We start from the raw sequence: 16,344 nt of genomic DNA, 5'->3' as shown, positions 1-16,344 counted from the left end.
GGGACTCAGCATGGTCTACATAACGCTGATTGCGTTGTTGCTGACAGTGACGAACTTCGTGCCGTTAAGCGCGATAGGATTTCTGCCGATCCTTCTTTACGGGTGGCGTTTCTTCGGACGCTCTTACCCTTCGTTCGTCACGCCGCTCGTGGCCTTTGCCGCGTTCGCGACGATATCGACCATATTTTATGATCCCGCTTCTCTCGTCGATTTCGAATTCTATCGTCGCGATGGCAACTTTTACATCTCTTACGCGCCGATACTCGCAGGCTTCTTATACACGCACGACCTCGATCTGAACAAGCTTCTACGCCGCTTCTATATCTTCGCGGTCTGCGTCAACGCTCCGCTTTACGCTTACTATCTGGCACACGCCGGACTGCTCTCGATTCTCAAGCATCCGAGCGATAGCTACGGGAGCTTGTTCATCGCACGAAATGCAGCGGGCGGCTTCCTTGCCATGCTGCTTTGCCTGGGCATTGCAAACTACATGCATAAGCCCAGCAAGCCAATGCTTGCGCTCATGGGCGCGAACTTCTTGATGCTTTGGTCGACTTACAGCCGCGGCTCGTTGCTCGGCATCGTGATGATCGTGCCTTACATTGTGCTGGGTCGCAAACGCTGGGTGCTGGCGACCATGATCGCAGGGATGATCCTGGCGTCGCTAGCGGTGGCGCAGTGGCACACGTTACCGCACATCAATTACATGGGCTACACGTTCGCGATCAGCGATCCCGACGAGAAAGTGGCGAATCTCAACATCCGCTATGAATGGTTATGGCCTCGTGCGCTGGCGTACTTCGAGCAGAGTCCTATCGTCGGAATGGGCTTTGGATCGTTCGATGATCGAATAGCCTCATACATCAATTACTTTCACCTATTCGCCCAACCGCTGCGGATCACCACGCATCATAGCGACTCGCACGCGCACAACTCTTACCTCAACTTCCTCGCGGAACTCGGGATCGTTGGACTGGTGTTGATGTTGTCTTTCTACTGGAGGCTGACGGGTTGGTGTCAGCGGAAGGCACAGGAATCGTTGCTCTTGAGAGGCTCGCGCGACTTCGTTGCGCTTCGCTTCGTGGAGCTTTCTTCGGTCTGCCTGATGGTCATGGCGGCCACGGAACACCGCTTGACGTCGCCATCCAACGTGTTACCTCTGGCGCTTGTGCTGTCTCTTGTGGTGTCGTCTCGCGGACTTTCCATGCGCTTTCTTCGCTCGCGCACGGCGAGAGCGCCGGTCAGAAGCGCGCTCGCCGTCCGGCCGGAACCACAGTGAACTCGACCACTGTGTTTCCGGTCACTAGCGCGGGCAATCAAGCACCAGAGCGCGCACGGGCGAAGTTGGTGTAGCTCGAGTACACCGGGTTGATTGGCACGCCGTTGGTCATGATGCCAAAGGTGTGATCGCCGCTATCGAGCACGTAGTACATGGTCGACTGGATGTTGTGCGTCTTGCGTGCGTTGTAGAACGACTGCAGGCGCGATTGGACAAACGTGGCGCGGTAAGCATCGGTCTGCTCGGGATTCGCGTTCCACTCGGTGATCATGAAAGGAACACCGTAGCGTGCCTTGCAGTACTGCGGTAAATCGAAGTGAGGTCCCGCGCCGTCCGAACCGATGTCGAACAAGTCGCCGTACACCTCGTAGTTGTGCCATGTCGTAATGTCCCAGCGAACCTTGGGATGCCCGCTCGTACCGTCCGGCTGCATGCCGTCCCAAAGTGCATCCGATGCGCCGATGTCCGCCACACAGAAGTTGATGCCGCACTTCGCGTCCGGCTGAATGGCCTTCACACCAGCCATCAGGCCCCGCATGACGCCGCGCATGACGGGCCAGTTCGCGTTGTTGAAATCCACTACGTCGGTACCCGCACGGTTCGAATGCAGCACGGTCTGCGAGCGACGGGTGAGTTCGTTGCCACACTCGTACATGGTCACACCGTGCGGCTTGAGCGCGGCGGCCACAGTCATGCCGGTGTTGTAGGCCGTAGCGTAAGCCGCTGCCTCGCTACCGAACAGATTGCCCGAAGCGTCGGTCAAGCCTTGCTGAACGAGCGCAAGGATTTTGATACCGGTCCCATTCATGGCCGAAGCCATTTTGGCTACGGCGTTGTTCTGCTGCGTGGTGCCGTTACTGCCGAGGCGATACATGGTACAGCCCAAGGCCTTCAGAATAGAGATGGTCTCGGCGGGCGTATAGCGATAGTCCCAGTGACCATTCATGCCGAAGAAGGTGCCTGCCGGTGCGGCGACGTCGACGCGCGGGTCGTTACATGCGAGCCACTTGTTCGACCAAACATAGAACTGATTGCTTTTGTTTTTCTGGTAGATCTTGCCGCCCGACCAAAGGAGCATGACTACGTTTGCAATCGACACAGAGGTCTTGTTCTTGTAGACCATACCGCCTGAGAGCGTCCACACGGCTCCCGTCTTATCGATGATCGACGTTCCGTTAGGGATGGTCGTGCCATCCGCTGACGCGTTCGCTGCTGCCTTGGCAGTCGAATCCGGCAAGGCGGAGTCATCCGAAGCCTTTGCCGACGACTCCGGCAGTTCGCCCACGCCTCCGCCACCACAAGCGGACAGCATATAAGTTCCGGGCAGCGCGGTCATGCTAGCTAGAAATTTCCGTCGATTAATCATCGTTTCGTACTTCCGCCAAGTCGGGCGGAAAACTCCCTGAGGTTAGAGATGGATGTCTTCGTGCCCCCTTTAAAGAGGACTGCTAACGGATGAACCAAGGTACTTACGCTATTTGGCAGCGTGTCGACCTTGGAAGCTCTAAGGATGGTGATCACCGATGCGCGATGCCGGGAATAACGGCCGTTGCGCGATGACTAACCCTTGCTGCATCAAAAAACTAAGGAACTTCTGACGACTCCGAGAGACACAGTGGTTCCGCGATTTGCAGAAGACATGGCAGATACGCACCTTGTGGAACGCAAACGCTTGCCTTAGAGGTCATACGATAAGAGGATATTACCTAAAATGACACGCCCCGTGAACCCTCGTTCGGTACTTTCTGGAAGAAAAGCAAGAAAAGGGCTGTTCGAATTAGTCTGAGCGGAACAAATGACGCTAGTCAATCGCCGCTTAAGGGCAAATTGTACCTTTTTAATTTTGATGTCATTGTTACTAAGTAGATCTTACCTTGTGTGAATCTATTGGGCGTAGGGCCATGTCGCACGGTGGCCTCAGGCGTGAAGTCTCATATCGTGGAATCATCGCGTCAAAAAATTTACCCGAGATTCGACTGTTTATACGAACGTGCGTACGCCAAAATCTGCCTTCATAAACGCGGTTTTTTCCGCTTCTATTTTTTTCTTAGCTCAAGCGCTGCATGAGAAATAAAGCGCTCCTCCGTCTGGCAAACCCGCATTTCGTTCAATCGAAGCCCTCACGCCCCCAAGTGACCGCCCTATCGAATCGTTACCGACGTATAGATCGGTTCGATGCATTGCGCATCTGTCTCCAGTCCCTGATTGCAAGCGCGCTCGCTTATGCGTGCATGAAGCTGATGGGCTCGACGAGCTTGACTTGGGCCGTCTTCTCTAGTCTGTTCACCCTTCAGGCTAATTTCGACCGCAGTCTCAAACATGGCATCGGTCAGATGATTGGCGCGGTGGCCGGTACGGTTGTCGGCCTGGCGACCCTGCATGTCTTCCCGGATGCCGGCGACGCGATACTGCGGTTAGGCGTCGCCACGCTCGCAACATGCCTGATGTCGTCGATCTTCCCGACGACCAATTACAGCATCGTGGTCGCTGCCGCAATCGCGCTCGAGCCTTCGGCAGGCTTCGCGGGCGCCATGTCGCGTGCGGAGGCCATCGTGTTGGGATCTGCCATCGGCATCGTGGTATCGGTGAGCGTCTGGCCGCAACTGGCGCGCTCGCGTGCGTTCGGCATTATGGGGGATCTCATCGACGATTGCCGCGCATTGCTGCATGCCTTGCCGATCTTGAGCGCCGTAGAGAACCGCGCATCCGTCGACGCCTTGCATGAGCGCTTTTTACGCCATCTCGTGGACGCTCGCGCGGTCAGTAGCGATGCTCGCGTCAAGGCGCGCTTTCGCGCAGGACCGACGCTCAGTGCGGCGCTGACAGCGTTCGAAACCTTGTGGCATGGGCTGGTACTGCTCGATCGTGTTGGGGAATCGCAATGCAAGGTGCTTCCCGAAGATGAGCGCAAGCTGCTGCGCGAAAGCGTCAACGCAGTAGGCGAATGCGCGAGCGGCTACTTGGAACAACTCGCCGCGTACCTGCGCGACGGCGCCGCGCTTCCACCCAGCGAGCATTTTCTAAAGCCGCTCGGCGATGCATCCGCATCCGTCAAAGCGCGCTTCGTAGAGGCCGCCGAACGTCGTGGTGAGTCGTCGCAACAACTGCAGGCGCTGGCTACGCTGTTATTCGCTCTCGAGCAAATCGAGGCGAACCTCAGGAACATAGGGTGGCTTTTGGAAACGAGATTTTAGAACGGCTGTCGAAGCGACCGCTCGATACGAATGCCGTGCCGCTTCATCTTTGCGTAGAGCGCGGGCTTCGATACGCGCAGCAACTTCGCGCAGGTCGTAACATTGAAGCGACATGCTTCGAGCGCATTCTCGATCGCAATGCGCTCGGCCTCCTGAAGCGACACCGGCTCTTGACGTGAAGCGTTGCGCGTATCGCTGCCTGGCTGCGCGCTCGTCGTACTGCGCAAAAACGGCGATACATCCGCAATGCAATCGCCTTCGTTCAAATTCACCATCTTCTCGACGAGATTTTCCAGCTCGCGCACGTTACCGGGCCAACCGTGAATTTCGAGCTGTTGCAGCGCATGCTTCGAGAGCGATGGCGTCGGCTTGTGCATCCGCGTGCAATATCGTTCGAGGAAGAATGCCGTCATTGCCGCGATGTCTTCGCGCCGCTCGCGCAACGGCGCAATCGTGATCTCGATTACGTTGCATCGATAAAACAGGTCTTCGCGGAAGGTTTTTTCCCGCACCATGGCCGCAAGATCACGGTTGCTCGCGCAGACGATGCGAACGTCCACCGGAATGCCGCGTGTATCGCCAATACGCGTGACCTCGCGTTCCTGCAATACACGAAGCAGTTTCGCCTGCACGTCGATAGGCAACTCCGAAATCTCGTCGAGGAATACCGTGCCGCCATCGGCGGATTCGAACTTGCCTGGACGACCATCGCGCGCCGCGCCCGTAAAGCTGCCGGGCGCATGTCCGAAGAGTTCGCTCTCGATGAGCGCATGAGGAAGCGCCGCGCAATTGATTGCGATGAACGGCAGCGTGCTGCGCACACTCGCATTGTGAATGGCCTGCGCGAAAACCTCCTTGCCGACGCCGCTTTCGCCCGAGAGTAGGACGTTGGACGCGCCGCGCGCCGCCTTCTTCGCCGCATCGAGCGCGCGCTTCAAAGCGGCACTCGAACCGATCACACTGTCGAAGGTAAAGCGCGCATGGTTGCCCGCATAGCGTCCCGCCATCTTCCGCACACGACGCATCTCACGGAACGTGTTGACGACAGACACCACTTCCCCGCAGCGGTTTTTGATGGGAATAGCCGTATCCAGTAGATGAAGATGGCGCGCTGGAGAGTCGATGATCAACTCGCGATCAACATAGCCCACGCCGGTGCGAAAGATCGGGCCAATGATCGGCTCGAAGTCGATCACCTCATTGAGCGTCTTGCCGATACTCGCTTTCGGATCGATGCCGAGAATACGCCCCGCCACCGAGTTGACGTGGCGTAGCACATGGCGCTGCCCGATCACCATCAAGCCATCGCCGATATGGTCGATGATCGCGCGTTGCTCTTCGACGAGCGTGTCGTACACGGCGAGATCAAAGGCGCTTTGAAGGAGCACGTCGAGCGTTGCACCCAGCAGCGTGATGAGGCTTGCAGGCGAGCCCTTGCCGTTGCCGCTTGCGTCAAGCACACGCAATGCAACGAGGAAAACACGTCGCCCATGCGTCTCGACTCGCAGCGCGAAGGCTTGCGCAAACGATGCGGCGTGTCCCGCGAGCGTCAGCATCACGCAGCGTCCATCCGACATCGACGTGGCCGCTTCCGCCAACGCGGCAAGCTGCGCGGACGGACAATGCGCAAAGAACGTATCGCGTGTCGCCGCGTCCGCTTTCGTGAATTCGTCGATGCTTTCCAGCACGTGCCCCGCGCGATCCAGCGTGAACAGGCATACCCGTGCTTTGTTTGCGGCAAGCACGCGCGCGCTCTTCCATCTCGTGCTGGCGAGTGCCCCTTCGAGCGTGACGGTATCGGGATCGAGCGCGACGGTGGCCATGTCTTCCTGCAAGCGGTCGGGCAACGTCATCGAATATAGCAGTTCAAAATCCCGCCGCCGCACTGCGATTTTTCAGAGCGGACGCGTCAATCCTTCTGCGCAATCGCAGTGAGCGCGCCGCTGTTCAACTGATACACCGTGACCGGCGCATCGACCCAATCGCCGTTTGCATCGAAGCGCACGGGGCCGAGAATGCTCGTGAACGCCTGCTCGCGCAGCGCTTTGACGTATACCTCGGGCTTCGACGATCCCGTTTTCTGCATCGCGTCCGCGACGACGAGCGTTGCGGCATAGAACGCGGGCGCATAGGTATCGACATCGGCGCTGAACGCACTCTTGAACTTCGTGCGAAAGGTCTTGCCGTCCGGTAACGAGTCGAGCGGCGCGCAGCCTTGCGCACAGAACATGCGCTTGTCGGCGGCTCCGGCCGATAGCTTGTCGAATTCAGGCGAGCAAATACCGTCGCCGCCTACGAGCGTTGCGTTGATGCCGAGTTCGCCCATTTGCCGCGCAAGCGTCGCGGCCTGTGCATAGTAGCCGCCATAAAACACGACCTGCGGATTACGCGACTTGATCTGCGTGAGAATGGCCTTGAAGTCGGTTGCCTTGTCCGTGCTGTATTCACGCGCGACGACCTGCAAGCCCGCCTTCTTTGCGCTGTCGACGAATACATCGGCGACGCCAACGCCATAAGCGGTGCGGTCATCGATTACCGCGGCGCGTTGTGCATTCAACACTTTCGCCGAATAAAGCGCCATGCGGCCACCCATGACGTTGTCGTTGGTCGCGAGCCGGAAGACATAGGGATAGCCGAGGTGCGTGAGTTGCGGGTTCGATGACGCGCCGGTCATCATCACCACGTGCGCATCGTTGTAGATGCGCGCGGCGGGAATGCTCACGCCCGAGTTGTAATGGCCAATGACGGCGGATACGCCATCGTCCACGAGCTTTTGCGCTACGCTCACGCCTACTTTCGGATCGCCCTGGTCGTCCATCGAGATCAGTTCGAAGCGCACGGGCTTGCCCGCAATTGTGAAAGCCTTCGCATTGAGTTCGTCGATGGCAAGCCGTACACCGCGCTCATCGTCCTTGCCGCTTTGCGCCGCGCTGCCCGTGAGCGGCCCTGCCACACCGATCTTTATCACTTCCTGCGCGTATGCCGCGCGCGTTGCGCCAACCGTTGTCAATGCGCATGCCATGAACGCCATCGCCAAGTTGAATCGTTTCATATCGTTTCCCCAGTCGCAGTCAATGACAGACCTTCAAGAACGTCCCGTACTGGCGACAGCGTGTCGAATTCGAAATCGGGACGTGGCTGCCACGTTCCGAGCGTCTCTCGCGTGCGATTAATCCAGGCCACCGCTATACCAAGAGGCTTTGCTCCGTCGATATCGGCCCAGCTCGCGAGCGAACAATGCAGCACGTCGTGCGCGTTCACCGCCAGGCGGTCGAGCGCGAGCGCAAAGATCGCCTGCGATGGCTTGTAGGCCTGCGCCATCTCCGCTGTCGTCACATGCTCGAAATAGCGTGTGAGCCGCGTGCGCCGCCAGAGATCGCTGTCCATGTTGGTGATCGGCATGAGCGGATAGCGCGCCGCAGCCCAATCGAGGAACGGCTCAGCATCGGCGTGCGCCGGCGATGCTTCGACCAGATGCGAGAGGAACACGTCGTTTAGCGTTTCCATCGCATGGCCTTTACGCGCGCCGGGCCAGTGCGTATCGAGGCAATCGGCGAGTGCTTGTTGTGCGACATCGCGATAACGCACGTAGGCCTGGCCTCGATAAAGCCGCACGTTGCGGATGTCCCAATCGAGATAGATCTGGGAGACAGGTTCGTCTGCCTCGACCGAGATGCGCCGCAGGACTTCCGCCATGCCGAGCGTGCCGCCTTGATCCACATCGACGAGCGTGCCGAAGTAATCGAACGTAAGGGCTTTGGGACTCATTGCGACGTCTTCCTGTTCGCGAAGGCCTTCACGCGCTCGGCAGCATCCGGCAGCGCGAATGCCTCGATGGTGACGGCACTCTCGAGTTCGAGACTGCGAGCCAGCAAGCCCGACAGGTCGCTTGTCACCAGTTTCTTTAGCTTCGATACGGACGTCGATGAGCGTTGTGCGATACATGCTGCAAGTTCGAGCGCGGTTTCCAGTACGGCATCGCGCGGAACCACGCGATTGACCAAACCCATCGATAGCAGCGTCTGCGCGCTCTGCCTTTCGCCGAGCAACCAAAGCTCCATCGCGCGTTGATGCCCTATCGCCTGAGGCAGCAGATGCGTGACGCCGCCCGTCACGAATTGTCCCCACTCCATCTCGGGAAAGAAGCACACGAGATCGTCCGATGCGACCACGATGTCGCAATTGAGCATCCACTCGAAGCCGCCGCCGACGGCATAACCATGCACCGCGCCGACCACGGGCTTGGCACCGAACATCAGATCGCGTGTGATGCGCTGAATGCGCCCGATATGACTGCGGATACTTTCATCGCTTTCGCTTTGGGCGTCGAACTCCTTGAGGTCGTCGCCCGCGCAAAACGCGCGTCCCGCACCGGTGAGCACGATGACGCGGCATGATGCATCGCCGAGCGCGCCTTGCAGCGCGTCGTGCAGATCGTCGAGCAACGCACCGCCGATTGCGTTCATGCGCTCTGGTCGATTCAACGTGACGATGGCAACCGGTCCTTCCATGTGTAGCGTTACGTCGCTCATGCGAGCTCCTTGTCGATCCAGCGCGTCTTGCCTTCGGTACGCGGAAAATGTTCGAATGGCACCATCGTGACCGTTGCGCTCGCGCCTATACGATTTCGTACGGCCGCCTCGATGTGATGCGCGGCATCGCCCCAGCGGGCGATATCGAGACCGCTCGCCGCTTCCACAGTCATCGCAATGCGGTCGTAAGGGCCATCGCCCTTGAGCACGATGCGAAACTGTCCCGAGGCCCATTGCGGCAGCGCTTCCACAGCGAGCCGGACGGCACCCGGAAAGACGTTGATGCCGCGCACGTTGAACATGTCGTCGGTGCGACCCGTCACGCGAAAACGCCATGCCGTGCGTCCATCCTCGCCGGCATCGACGGCAGTCACCGTCACCACGTCGCGGGTGCGATAACGCACGAGTGGCTGACATTGCTTGCGCAAATGCGTGCACACGAGCTCGCCCGTGACGCCCTCTTCCATGGACAAACGCGCGAGTGTCTCCGGATCGATGATCTCCGCGAACACGACATCCGCCGCATGAAACAAGAGGTCGTTGGTCCAGTCCGTCTGTCCGCCAAGAATGCTCAGAACTTCCGATAAGCCGAAGTTCGCATTGCGCACCTTGAAGCCCCACTTGTCTTCCATCGTCGCGCGTAACTCGGGGTTGTCGAGACCTGCTTCGCCACCGAACAGTCCGAGCTTCAGGCCGAGTTCGCGCGGTGTAGGTCCGCCTGTTTCGCGCAACACTTGCTCGATAAGCGCCGGATACGAAGGCGTACAAGAAATCGCGTTGATGCCAAGACTCAGAATGGAGTCGATCAACATCCGCGTGTTGCCGACGCCGAACGGCGCCACCGTCGCGCCAGTGGCTTCGAGAATGGTGTGATCGGTGAAGCCGCCGGTCCACATGCAATAGTTGAGACAGTGGATCACGCGATCATCGGGGCGCAGACCCGCCGCCCACATCGAGCGTGCGCCGACGCGTGCAATGTCCAATGCATCGCGTGTGCTGTTCGCGAGAATCAAAGGGCGCCCGGTCGTGCCCGACGTGCGATGCAAGCGCGCAATGGCGCTTTCCGCGCAGGCCACGTAATCGCCGAATGGCGACGCACCCTCCTGACTCACGCGCAACTCGTCCTTCTCCGTGAAGGGCAGGTCCTGCAGCGAATCGAGCGTGATGTCGTCGCGTTCGATCCAGCGTGCAAGCTTCGAACGATAGAACGCCGACATTGCACGCAGATACGTCCATTGCGTCGACCAGAGCGCGTCCTGATGACGACGCACGCCGGCTGACGGCAGCGTTTCGATGGCTTCGTCGAAGTACACGCCATGCGTTTGGGCAGTCACAGCCACGTCCATGTCTTTCCTCGGTTGAGCGGCCTTTGCCGCGAATTCTTCGTTATGGCGGGCACGCTCATGACGAACGGCGCTTCGCGGCGCGCGCCTCGATGACGCATCTCTCGACGATGGCCCGTGCATGGCTCGCGCTGCCGACGGGGCCGCCGTTATCGGCTGCGACAACGTCGAACCAGTACAGCGCGCCTTCGATTGCACGAAACGTCGCGGTGGCGGAGACATCGGCGCCATGTGGTGTCGGTGCGAGATGATTGAGATGCGTGGTGACGCCCACGGAGAGCTGCCCGTCGCGCAGGGAGTCGCGCATGAGTTCCGCGCAGGCGCGCTCGATAAGGGACAACAATGCGGGCGTGGATAGCACGTCGGGATAGCGCTCATCCGCTTCATGCGCGTGAGCAGAGGCGAGATCGGCGGATGAGACGGTATGCGTAAGCGTGGCGGTTCGGCCTGCTTCGATCATGGACGGCTCCGGTTTGTTATCGGAGCTATCAATGCAAGGGCTGGGCCAATCATGCGAAAGCCCCGGCTGGCGGGACTCGCCGCAAATCGCTGAATGGTCGAAAGGGCTGACCGTAAAGATTCTTAACGTTGCGAATCGAAACGGTCGTCGGCTTTGCTTAACGGGTTTCGATGCGAGATTGTGCGTATCAACGAAGCGGCAGCATCGTCAGTCCGACGATAACCAACGCAGCACCGCCGCCGCGCCGAATCATCATGAGACGACTGTGGCTCGTGATACGCCGATGCACGGCATGCGTGACGAACGCGTAAGTCGACATCACAGTGAGCACCACGGTTGTATCGATCGCGATGAGCGTGGCGAGTTGCGGCAGTATCGGCGTATGCAGATCGACTAGCTGTGGCACGGCGGCCGCGAAGAAGCCGAGCGTGTTCGGATTGACGAGCGATACCGTAGCGGCCTCAAGAAAGATGCGCAGACAAGGCTGCCTGACGTGCGGCGTCACATGCGTGACCGCGGCTTGTGGGCCCTGTCCACGCATCGCGCGTATGCCGAGCCAGATCAGATATAGCGCGCCCGCTAGCCGCAGACCGATGACAAGCCACGGCGATGCGTTGAGCAAGGCGCTCAAGCCGAGCATGACGCCGCTTGCCATGACGAAGCGCGAACACAGATTGCCCGAGACCGTGAAGAGCGCGGCATACAGTCCGTGACGCACGGTATTGCGCACGACGAGCATGGCATTGGGGCCCGGGGAGCCCGTGGCGGCGAGCGTTGCAATGGAGAAGGCAAGCCAGGTGGCGGTAGTCACGGCTAGCTCCCACGCGTGGCGTATGCGTCGACGGAAGAGGCTTGAATACGTGCTGACATGCTGGCTCCCGAAACGTTTGCGATGGAAGCCATTGTTGTTCATGCGGATGCGCGCAGACACCCTCCTTGCGTTGGCATCGGATTGGCGGGAGCTGACTCACGACGCGCACTGAAGGCTTTAGCCGCCTTTCTTGCGTGCCGCGACGGTCTTTTTAACCGCGGGCTTACGCGTCGCACGCTTGGGCGTCGTCTTATCGATATCACGCATCGACTTGAGCTCGTCTTTCAACGACGCATGCGCCGTTTCCAGCGCTGCCAGTTTGCCTTGGAGCACGCCGGCATGATGACGGCCGTCGCCAACTTGCGCTTGCAAGACATCGACGGCACGGCGATGGTCCACATCGCGCTTGTCGGCCCGTTTGACCGCCTCGGCCAGTTCCTTTTGAAGCTTGGCCGTCGCGCTGCGTTCGCGATCGATTTCGAGCAGCGCGCGTTTCTCCGATGCTCTCAAACGCTCCTCGGCGCGGCTCGCCGTTTCGCGCAGCTTCTCGAGATCGCGCGAAAAGCCTTCGCGCACCTTGTCCAGTTCTCGGGCGCGTGCGCTTGCTTCGTCGTTGAGCCGTTTGATTTCGGCATCGACTGCCTTTCGCGTGGCCGCGTCTTCGGCGCGTTGCCGCTCCAACTCGCGAATCTCCGCCTGTGCGGCCGACAATGCAACCGTGCGCTGTTCCAGCGTCGTTTCCATGCGCCCCAGTTCCTCGCGCGCCGCAACTACCTTCTGCTCGGCCCCGGCGCGTTGCGCGTCAAGCTCTTCGCGTTGCGTGTTGAGTTCGGCCTGTGCCGACGTAGTTGCGCGCGTCCAAAGCGTGCCGATGAGTTCGCCAGCGGCATCGCTCAAATCCGGCGGCAGGTCCGGATGCTCGATGCGTACCCGGCTCTTCTCTCGCAACTCGGCCCAGAACTCGCCCAGCACCGATGCCGGCGTGCTCATGGTGCCGCGCCGAACCAGGCTGTAAAGGCGATTGGCCGTCGGCGGCACGCCGAATCGAAAGAACAGGAGCGTGCAGACTTCCCGGTAGAGCTCGCGCGTTTTCGGGAATTCGACTTTCAGGCGGTCAATGGCGGCGGCCAGTCGTGCGTCATCGGAGAGCGGTTCGGACATTGCGGTTTGGTCAGTTCTTGGAGGAGCAAGAATATAGCGTAGAGCGGCCGATAATTAACGCTCGCTCGACTGCTTGGCCATATGGACAACCCCGTACTTACCCGCGCCAGCGTTCACACGCCGGTCCGCATTGTTATAATCCTTTCAACCCACGACTAAAACCTAACACCGCATAAAAGCCGTATTCCGATGGCCAAACCCGAACGCCTGCGCGTGCTCTCAAGCGCGCTCGAAAAGCAGAACGTGATGCGCTTGCGCGATGCAGCCGCCTTGCTCGGCGTCTCCGAGATGACCGTTCGCCGCGATATCGCAGCGCATCCCGGTCAATTCACTTACCTCGGCGGCTATATCGTCAGCGCGGCGGATTTGCCCAATGCAGCAGGCTATACCATCGAGGAAGAGAAGGATCACTTCGCTCAGGCCAAGGCGATTGCATCGAGCCATGCCGCGCATCTGCTTACCGATAGCGAGACCATCTTCATCGATTGCGGCACCACGCTTACCACGCTCGCGCGGCAGATTCCCACGGACATGCATCTCACCGTCGTGTGCTATTCGCTCAACGTGGCCGAGATTTTGCGCCGCAAGCCCAATGTCCGGCTGATCCTTCTTGGTGGCGTCTATGTGCCGTCATCCGAATCGTTTGCGAGCGATGAAAGCGTCGAGACGCTGAGGCGTATGGGCATCAACAAGGCGTTCATGTCGGCGGGTGGCGTGGATGAAGCGCGCGGTGTGACGTGCTGGAACTTTCACGAAGTGGCCATCAAGCAGGCGGCCATGGCAAGCGCGGTGGAGCGCCATCTCGTCGTCGATGCAAGCAAGCTCGGCAAGGTCAAGGCCGTGCGCTTCTCACAGATTTCCGAGTTCGACTCGGTCATCACCGAGGAAGGGCAGCGCAGACGCAAGCACGCGTAAAAAAGCCCGCAAAACGCTATGCGGGCTCTCTGCGGCTTCTGAACGACCAACCCACTACTGCCGTCGTCCGAGCGCGAACAACGTCCCTGCGACGAGAATGAATGCGCCGATGATCACCTTCTGCCAAGTGCTCGGCACGCCCACCAGAATCAGCACGCTGTTGATGAGCGTCACGAGCACGACGCCGAGCAACGTGCCCACCACCGTTCCCGTACCACCGGTTATGCGTGCGCCGCCCAAAATCACGGCGGCGATCACATCGAGTTCCGTGCCGACCAAGTCGAAAGGATTGGCAAGCCGGTTGGTCGATACATGCAGAATGCCCGCGACGCCCGCAAGCAATCCCGTATAGCCGAACACGAACAGATGGATCGCGCGCAAGTTGTAACCGAGCCGTTCGGCGATGGTGAGACTACCGCCCATCGCGTAGACGCCGCGACCCATCATCGTGCGATTGAGCAGCCACCATGTGACGACCGCCGCGATCACGAGCGCGAGCACGGAGACCGGCAACACGGCACGCAAACCATCGGACGTGTGATAGAAGAAGAGCGGCAGGCGTCCGAACGTATCCATGCTGTGCGGAATGTTCATGAAGAACTGCGTGCCCACGAAAGTCAGCAACAAGCCGCGATACAAATACTGCGTGCCGATCGTCACGATCAGCGAAGGCGCCTTCAACCGATGCACGAGCATGCCATTGATGATGCCAAGCAAGACGCCGCCCAGCGCGCCCGCGATCAGTATCAACGCGAACGGACACTCCGGCCACCATGCGAAGACGGCCTTGGTGATCGAATACATCGTGAGTGCCGCTATCGCCGTGAACGACACGTCGATACCGCCCGAAGCCAGCACGACGAGCGTACCCAGCGCAAAGAGCGATACGGTGGTCGCCGAATGCAACAAGTCGAACAACGTGGCGAATTGGAAGAACCGCGGGTTCAGGCCACCCACGATCAGACACGTTACGAGAATCAGACCTAGGGTGAACCACTCGGGATTGCGCATCAGCCGCGCATAAAGACTGCCCTTGCGCACGCGCGGCGCGACGTCGCTCACGGCTTGCGGCACCGGCTCGCTTCCCGTGCGGCGGATGGATTCGCTCATACTCATGCTGCCTCTGAAAGTAACGCGTGATAAAGCTCGGCCTCGCTCAGACGATCCGCGCGATACTCGCTCGAAATCCGGCCCTTCTTCATCATCAAGATACGGTCGCAGTTTTGCAGCAGTTCGGGCAAGTCGTCGCTGATCAAAATGATGCCGATGCCCTCCTTCGAAAGCCGCTGCATGATGCGGTAAATGATGTCCTTCGATCCCACGTCGACACCGACAGTCGGTCCGTGCAGGATCAGCACGCGCGGATCGATGGCAAGCCACCGCCCGATCAACACGCGTTGCTGATTGCCGCCCGAAAGCGATTGCACGGGCTTGTCGACGTCGGGCGTGGCGATCTGCAAGTCCTTCACGGTGCGCTCGGCAAGCTCCTGCGCGCGCTTGCGATCGATCTGACCGAAGCGGTCCCGCAAGCTCGAAATCATCGCGGTCACGACGTTATCGCGAATCGGTTTGTCGAGAAAAAGCCCTTCGTTCAGCCGGTCTTCCGGGACATAGCCTATGCGTTGCGTCTTCGCATCCGCCGGCGTTTGCAGGCGCACGCGCATGCCGTCGAGCGTGACCGTGCCCATGTCGGCGGGCGCGACACCTGCCAGTGCGCGCGCGAGTTCATTACGGCCCGAATCGAGCAGCCCCGTCACACCGAGTATCTCGCCCTTGTGCAGCTTGAACGATACATCGGCGAACTGGCCTTTGCGTCCGAGCACCTGCACGTCGAGCACGATCTGCGATGCGCCTTCTTCCCCTTGCGCGCGATAGCGCTCGGTTGAAAGATGCTTGCCCGTCATGAGCTCGCTGATCTGCGCCTTCGTATAGTTTTCGATAGGACCTTGCGCCATCTTCTGGCCATCGCGCAGCACGATCACTTCGCCGCCGATTGCGTAGCACTCGTCGAGCTTGTGACTCACGAACAGCACGGCGACGCCGTCGGCACGCAAACGCGCGAGGACGGCGATGAGATTGTCCACTTCCTTTTGCGTGAGCGACGTGGTGGGCTCGTCCATGATGACGAACTTCGCTTCGCTGGCAATGGCGCGTGCGATTGCCACGAGCTGCCGCGTGGCGAGCGGCAATTGCTCGATCAAGGTCTTCTGAAAGTCCGCATCGCCCGGCAAGCCCACGGCTTCCAGCGCCCGTGCAGCGGTTTCGGCAAGCGCGCGGCGATCGAACGTGCGCGCGAGCTTGCCGTTGTGTTCGGCGAGCTCGGATGTGAGCGCGACGTTCTCCGCCACGTTCATGTTCGGCAGCAGCGACAAGTCTTGATAAACGGTCTCGATACCCGCGGAAAGCGATTCGAGCGGCGATAGCCGCGCATGTCTCACGCCTTCGATCACGAGTTCGCCTTCATCGGGCGGTTGCGCACCCGAGATGATCTTGATGAGCGTGCTCTTGCCGCAGCCGTTCTCGCCGAGCAGATGATAGATCTGCCCGCGTTCAAACGAGAGGCTCACGCCACGCAGCGCATAAACGCCTGTGAAGCGCTTATGAATATCGACGACTTCGAGGAGCGGTGTCTCTTTGGTCATGGCTTAT

Annotated in this window: 14 protein-coding genes; 3 read left to right on the top strand and 11 right to left on the bottom strand. The window is 59.7% G+C overall.

The window, feature by feature from the left end; all coding sequences use genetic code 11:
* The first annotated feature begins 10 nt into the window (after positions 1-10).
* A complete protein-coding gene (locus P9250_RS01040) occupies positions 11-1,279 on the top strand; it encodes an O-antigen ligase (protein ID WP_244831380.1) in 1,269 nt (422 codons plus the stop codon).
* Between the two features lie 37 nt (positions 1,280-1,316).
* Here the strand turns inward: P9250_RS01040 and P9250_RS01035 are convergent, their stop codons facing one another.
* Entirely contained in the window at positions 1,317-2,645 is a 1,329-nt protein-coding gene (locus P9250_RS01035; protein WP_250495270.1) for a hypothetical protein, read from the bottom strand.
* 697 nt (positions 2,646-3,342) lie between these two features.
* On the opposite strand from P9250_RS01035, the gene P9250_RS01030 reads away from it, so the two are divergent.
* Positions 3,343-4,473: an FUSC family protein gene (locus P9250_RS01030; protein WP_310390729.1), complete on the top strand. Its 1,131-nt coding sequence runs from the start codon at positions 3,343-3,345 to the stop codon at positions 4,471-4,473.
* On the opposite strand, the gene P9250_RS01025 is transcribed toward P9250_RS01030, so the two are convergent.
* The 8 genes from P9250_RS01025 to P9250_RS00990 form a co-directional block, all read right to left on the bottom strand.
* On the bottom strand, positions 4,470-6,296 hold the full coding sequence (locus tag P9250_RS01025) for a sigma 54-interacting transcriptional regulator (RefSeq protein ID WP_310391410.1): 1,827 nt from the start codon (positions 6,294-6,296) through the stop codon (positions 4,470-4,472). The two genes, P9250_RS01030 and P9250_RS01025, sit on opposite strands and share 4 nt — an antisense overlap.
* A gap of 86 nt (positions 6,297-6,382) precedes the next feature.
* Complete coding sequence (locus tag P9250_RS01020) at positions 6,383-7,525, bottom strand: branched-chain amino acid ABC transporter substrate-binding protein (RefSeq protein ID WP_310390728.1); 1,143 nt, start codon at positions 7,523-7,525, stop codon at positions 6,383-6,385.
* Positions 7,522-8,241, bottom strand: a complete 720-nt coding sequence (locus tag P9250_RS01015; protein ID WP_310390727.1) for an HAD family hydrolase — start codon at positions 8,239-8,241, stop codon at positions 7,522-7,524. The genes P9250_RS01020 and P9250_RS01015 overlap by 4 nt, the downstream gene beginning before the upstream one ends.
* Positions 8,238-9,005, bottom strand: coding sequence for an enoyl-CoA hydratase/isomerase family protein (locus P9250_RS01010; RefSeq protein WP_250527287.1), 768 nt, complete (start codon positions 9,003-9,005; stop codon positions 8,238-8,240). Before P9250_RS01010 ends, P9250_RS01015 begins: the two co-directional genes overlap by 4 nt.
* Entirely contained in the window at positions 9,002-10,351 is a 1,350-nt protein-coding gene (locus tag P9250_RS01005) for a phenylacetate--CoA ligase family protein (protein ID WP_250468017.1), read from the bottom strand. Before P9250_RS01005 ends, P9250_RS01010 begins: the two co-directional genes overlap by 4 nt.
* 55 nt (positions 10,352-10,406) lie before the next feature.
* Positions 10,407-10,808: a thioesterase family protein gene (locus P9250_RS01000; RefSeq protein ID WP_250468016.1), complete on the bottom strand. Its 402-nt coding sequence runs from the start codon at positions 10,806-10,808 to the stop codon at positions 10,407-10,409.
* Positions 10,809-10,995: 187 nt separating this feature from the next.
* On the bottom strand, positions 10,996-11,619 hold the full coding sequence (locus tag P9250_RS00995; protein ID WP_250468015.1) for a LysE family translocator: 624 nt from the start codon (positions 11,617-11,619) through the stop codon (positions 10,996-10,998).
* 177 nt (positions 11,620-11,796) lie between these two features.
* Entirely contained in the window at positions 11,797-12,780 is a 984-nt protein-coding gene (locus P9250_RS00990) for a DNA-binding protein (RefSeq protein ID WP_250468014.1), read from the bottom strand.
* Positions 12,781-12,969: 189 nt separating this feature from the next.
* On the opposite strand from P9250_RS00990, the gene P9250_RS00985 reads away from it, so the two are divergent.
* Positions 12,970-13,695, top strand: a complete 726-nt coding sequence (locus tag P9250_RS00985) for a DeoR/GlpR family DNA-binding transcription regulator (protein WP_244831370.1) — start codon at positions 12,970-12,972, stop codon at positions 13,693-13,695.
* 54 nt (positions 13,696-13,749) lie between these two features.
* On the opposite strand, the gene P9250_RS00980 is transcribed toward P9250_RS00985, so the two are convergent.
* On the bottom strand, positions 13,750-14,811 hold the full coding sequence (locus P9250_RS00980; RefSeq protein ID WP_244831369.1) for an ABC transporter permease: 1,062 nt from the start codon (positions 14,809-14,811) through the stop codon (positions 13,750-13,752).
* The gene (locus P9250_RS00975; RefSeq protein ID WP_310390726.1) at positions 14,808-16,337 is read right to left on the bottom strand and encodes a sugar ABC transporter ATP-binding protein; all 1,530 of its coding nucleotides are present in this window, start codon (positions 16,335-16,337) and stop codon (positions 14,808-14,810) included. The genes P9250_RS00980 and P9250_RS00975 overlap by 4 nt, the downstream gene beginning before the upstream one ends.
* Between the last annotated feature and the right edge of the window lie 7 nt (positions 16,338-16,344).

The organism is Caballeronia sp. LP006, from assembly GCF_031450995.1.
GTDB lineage: Bacteria > Pseudomonadota > Gammaproteobacteria > Burkholderiales > Burkholderiaceae > Caballeronia.
Note: the sequence above shows the minus strand (reverse complement) of the source record. Positions and strands in the feature narration are given on the sequence as shown.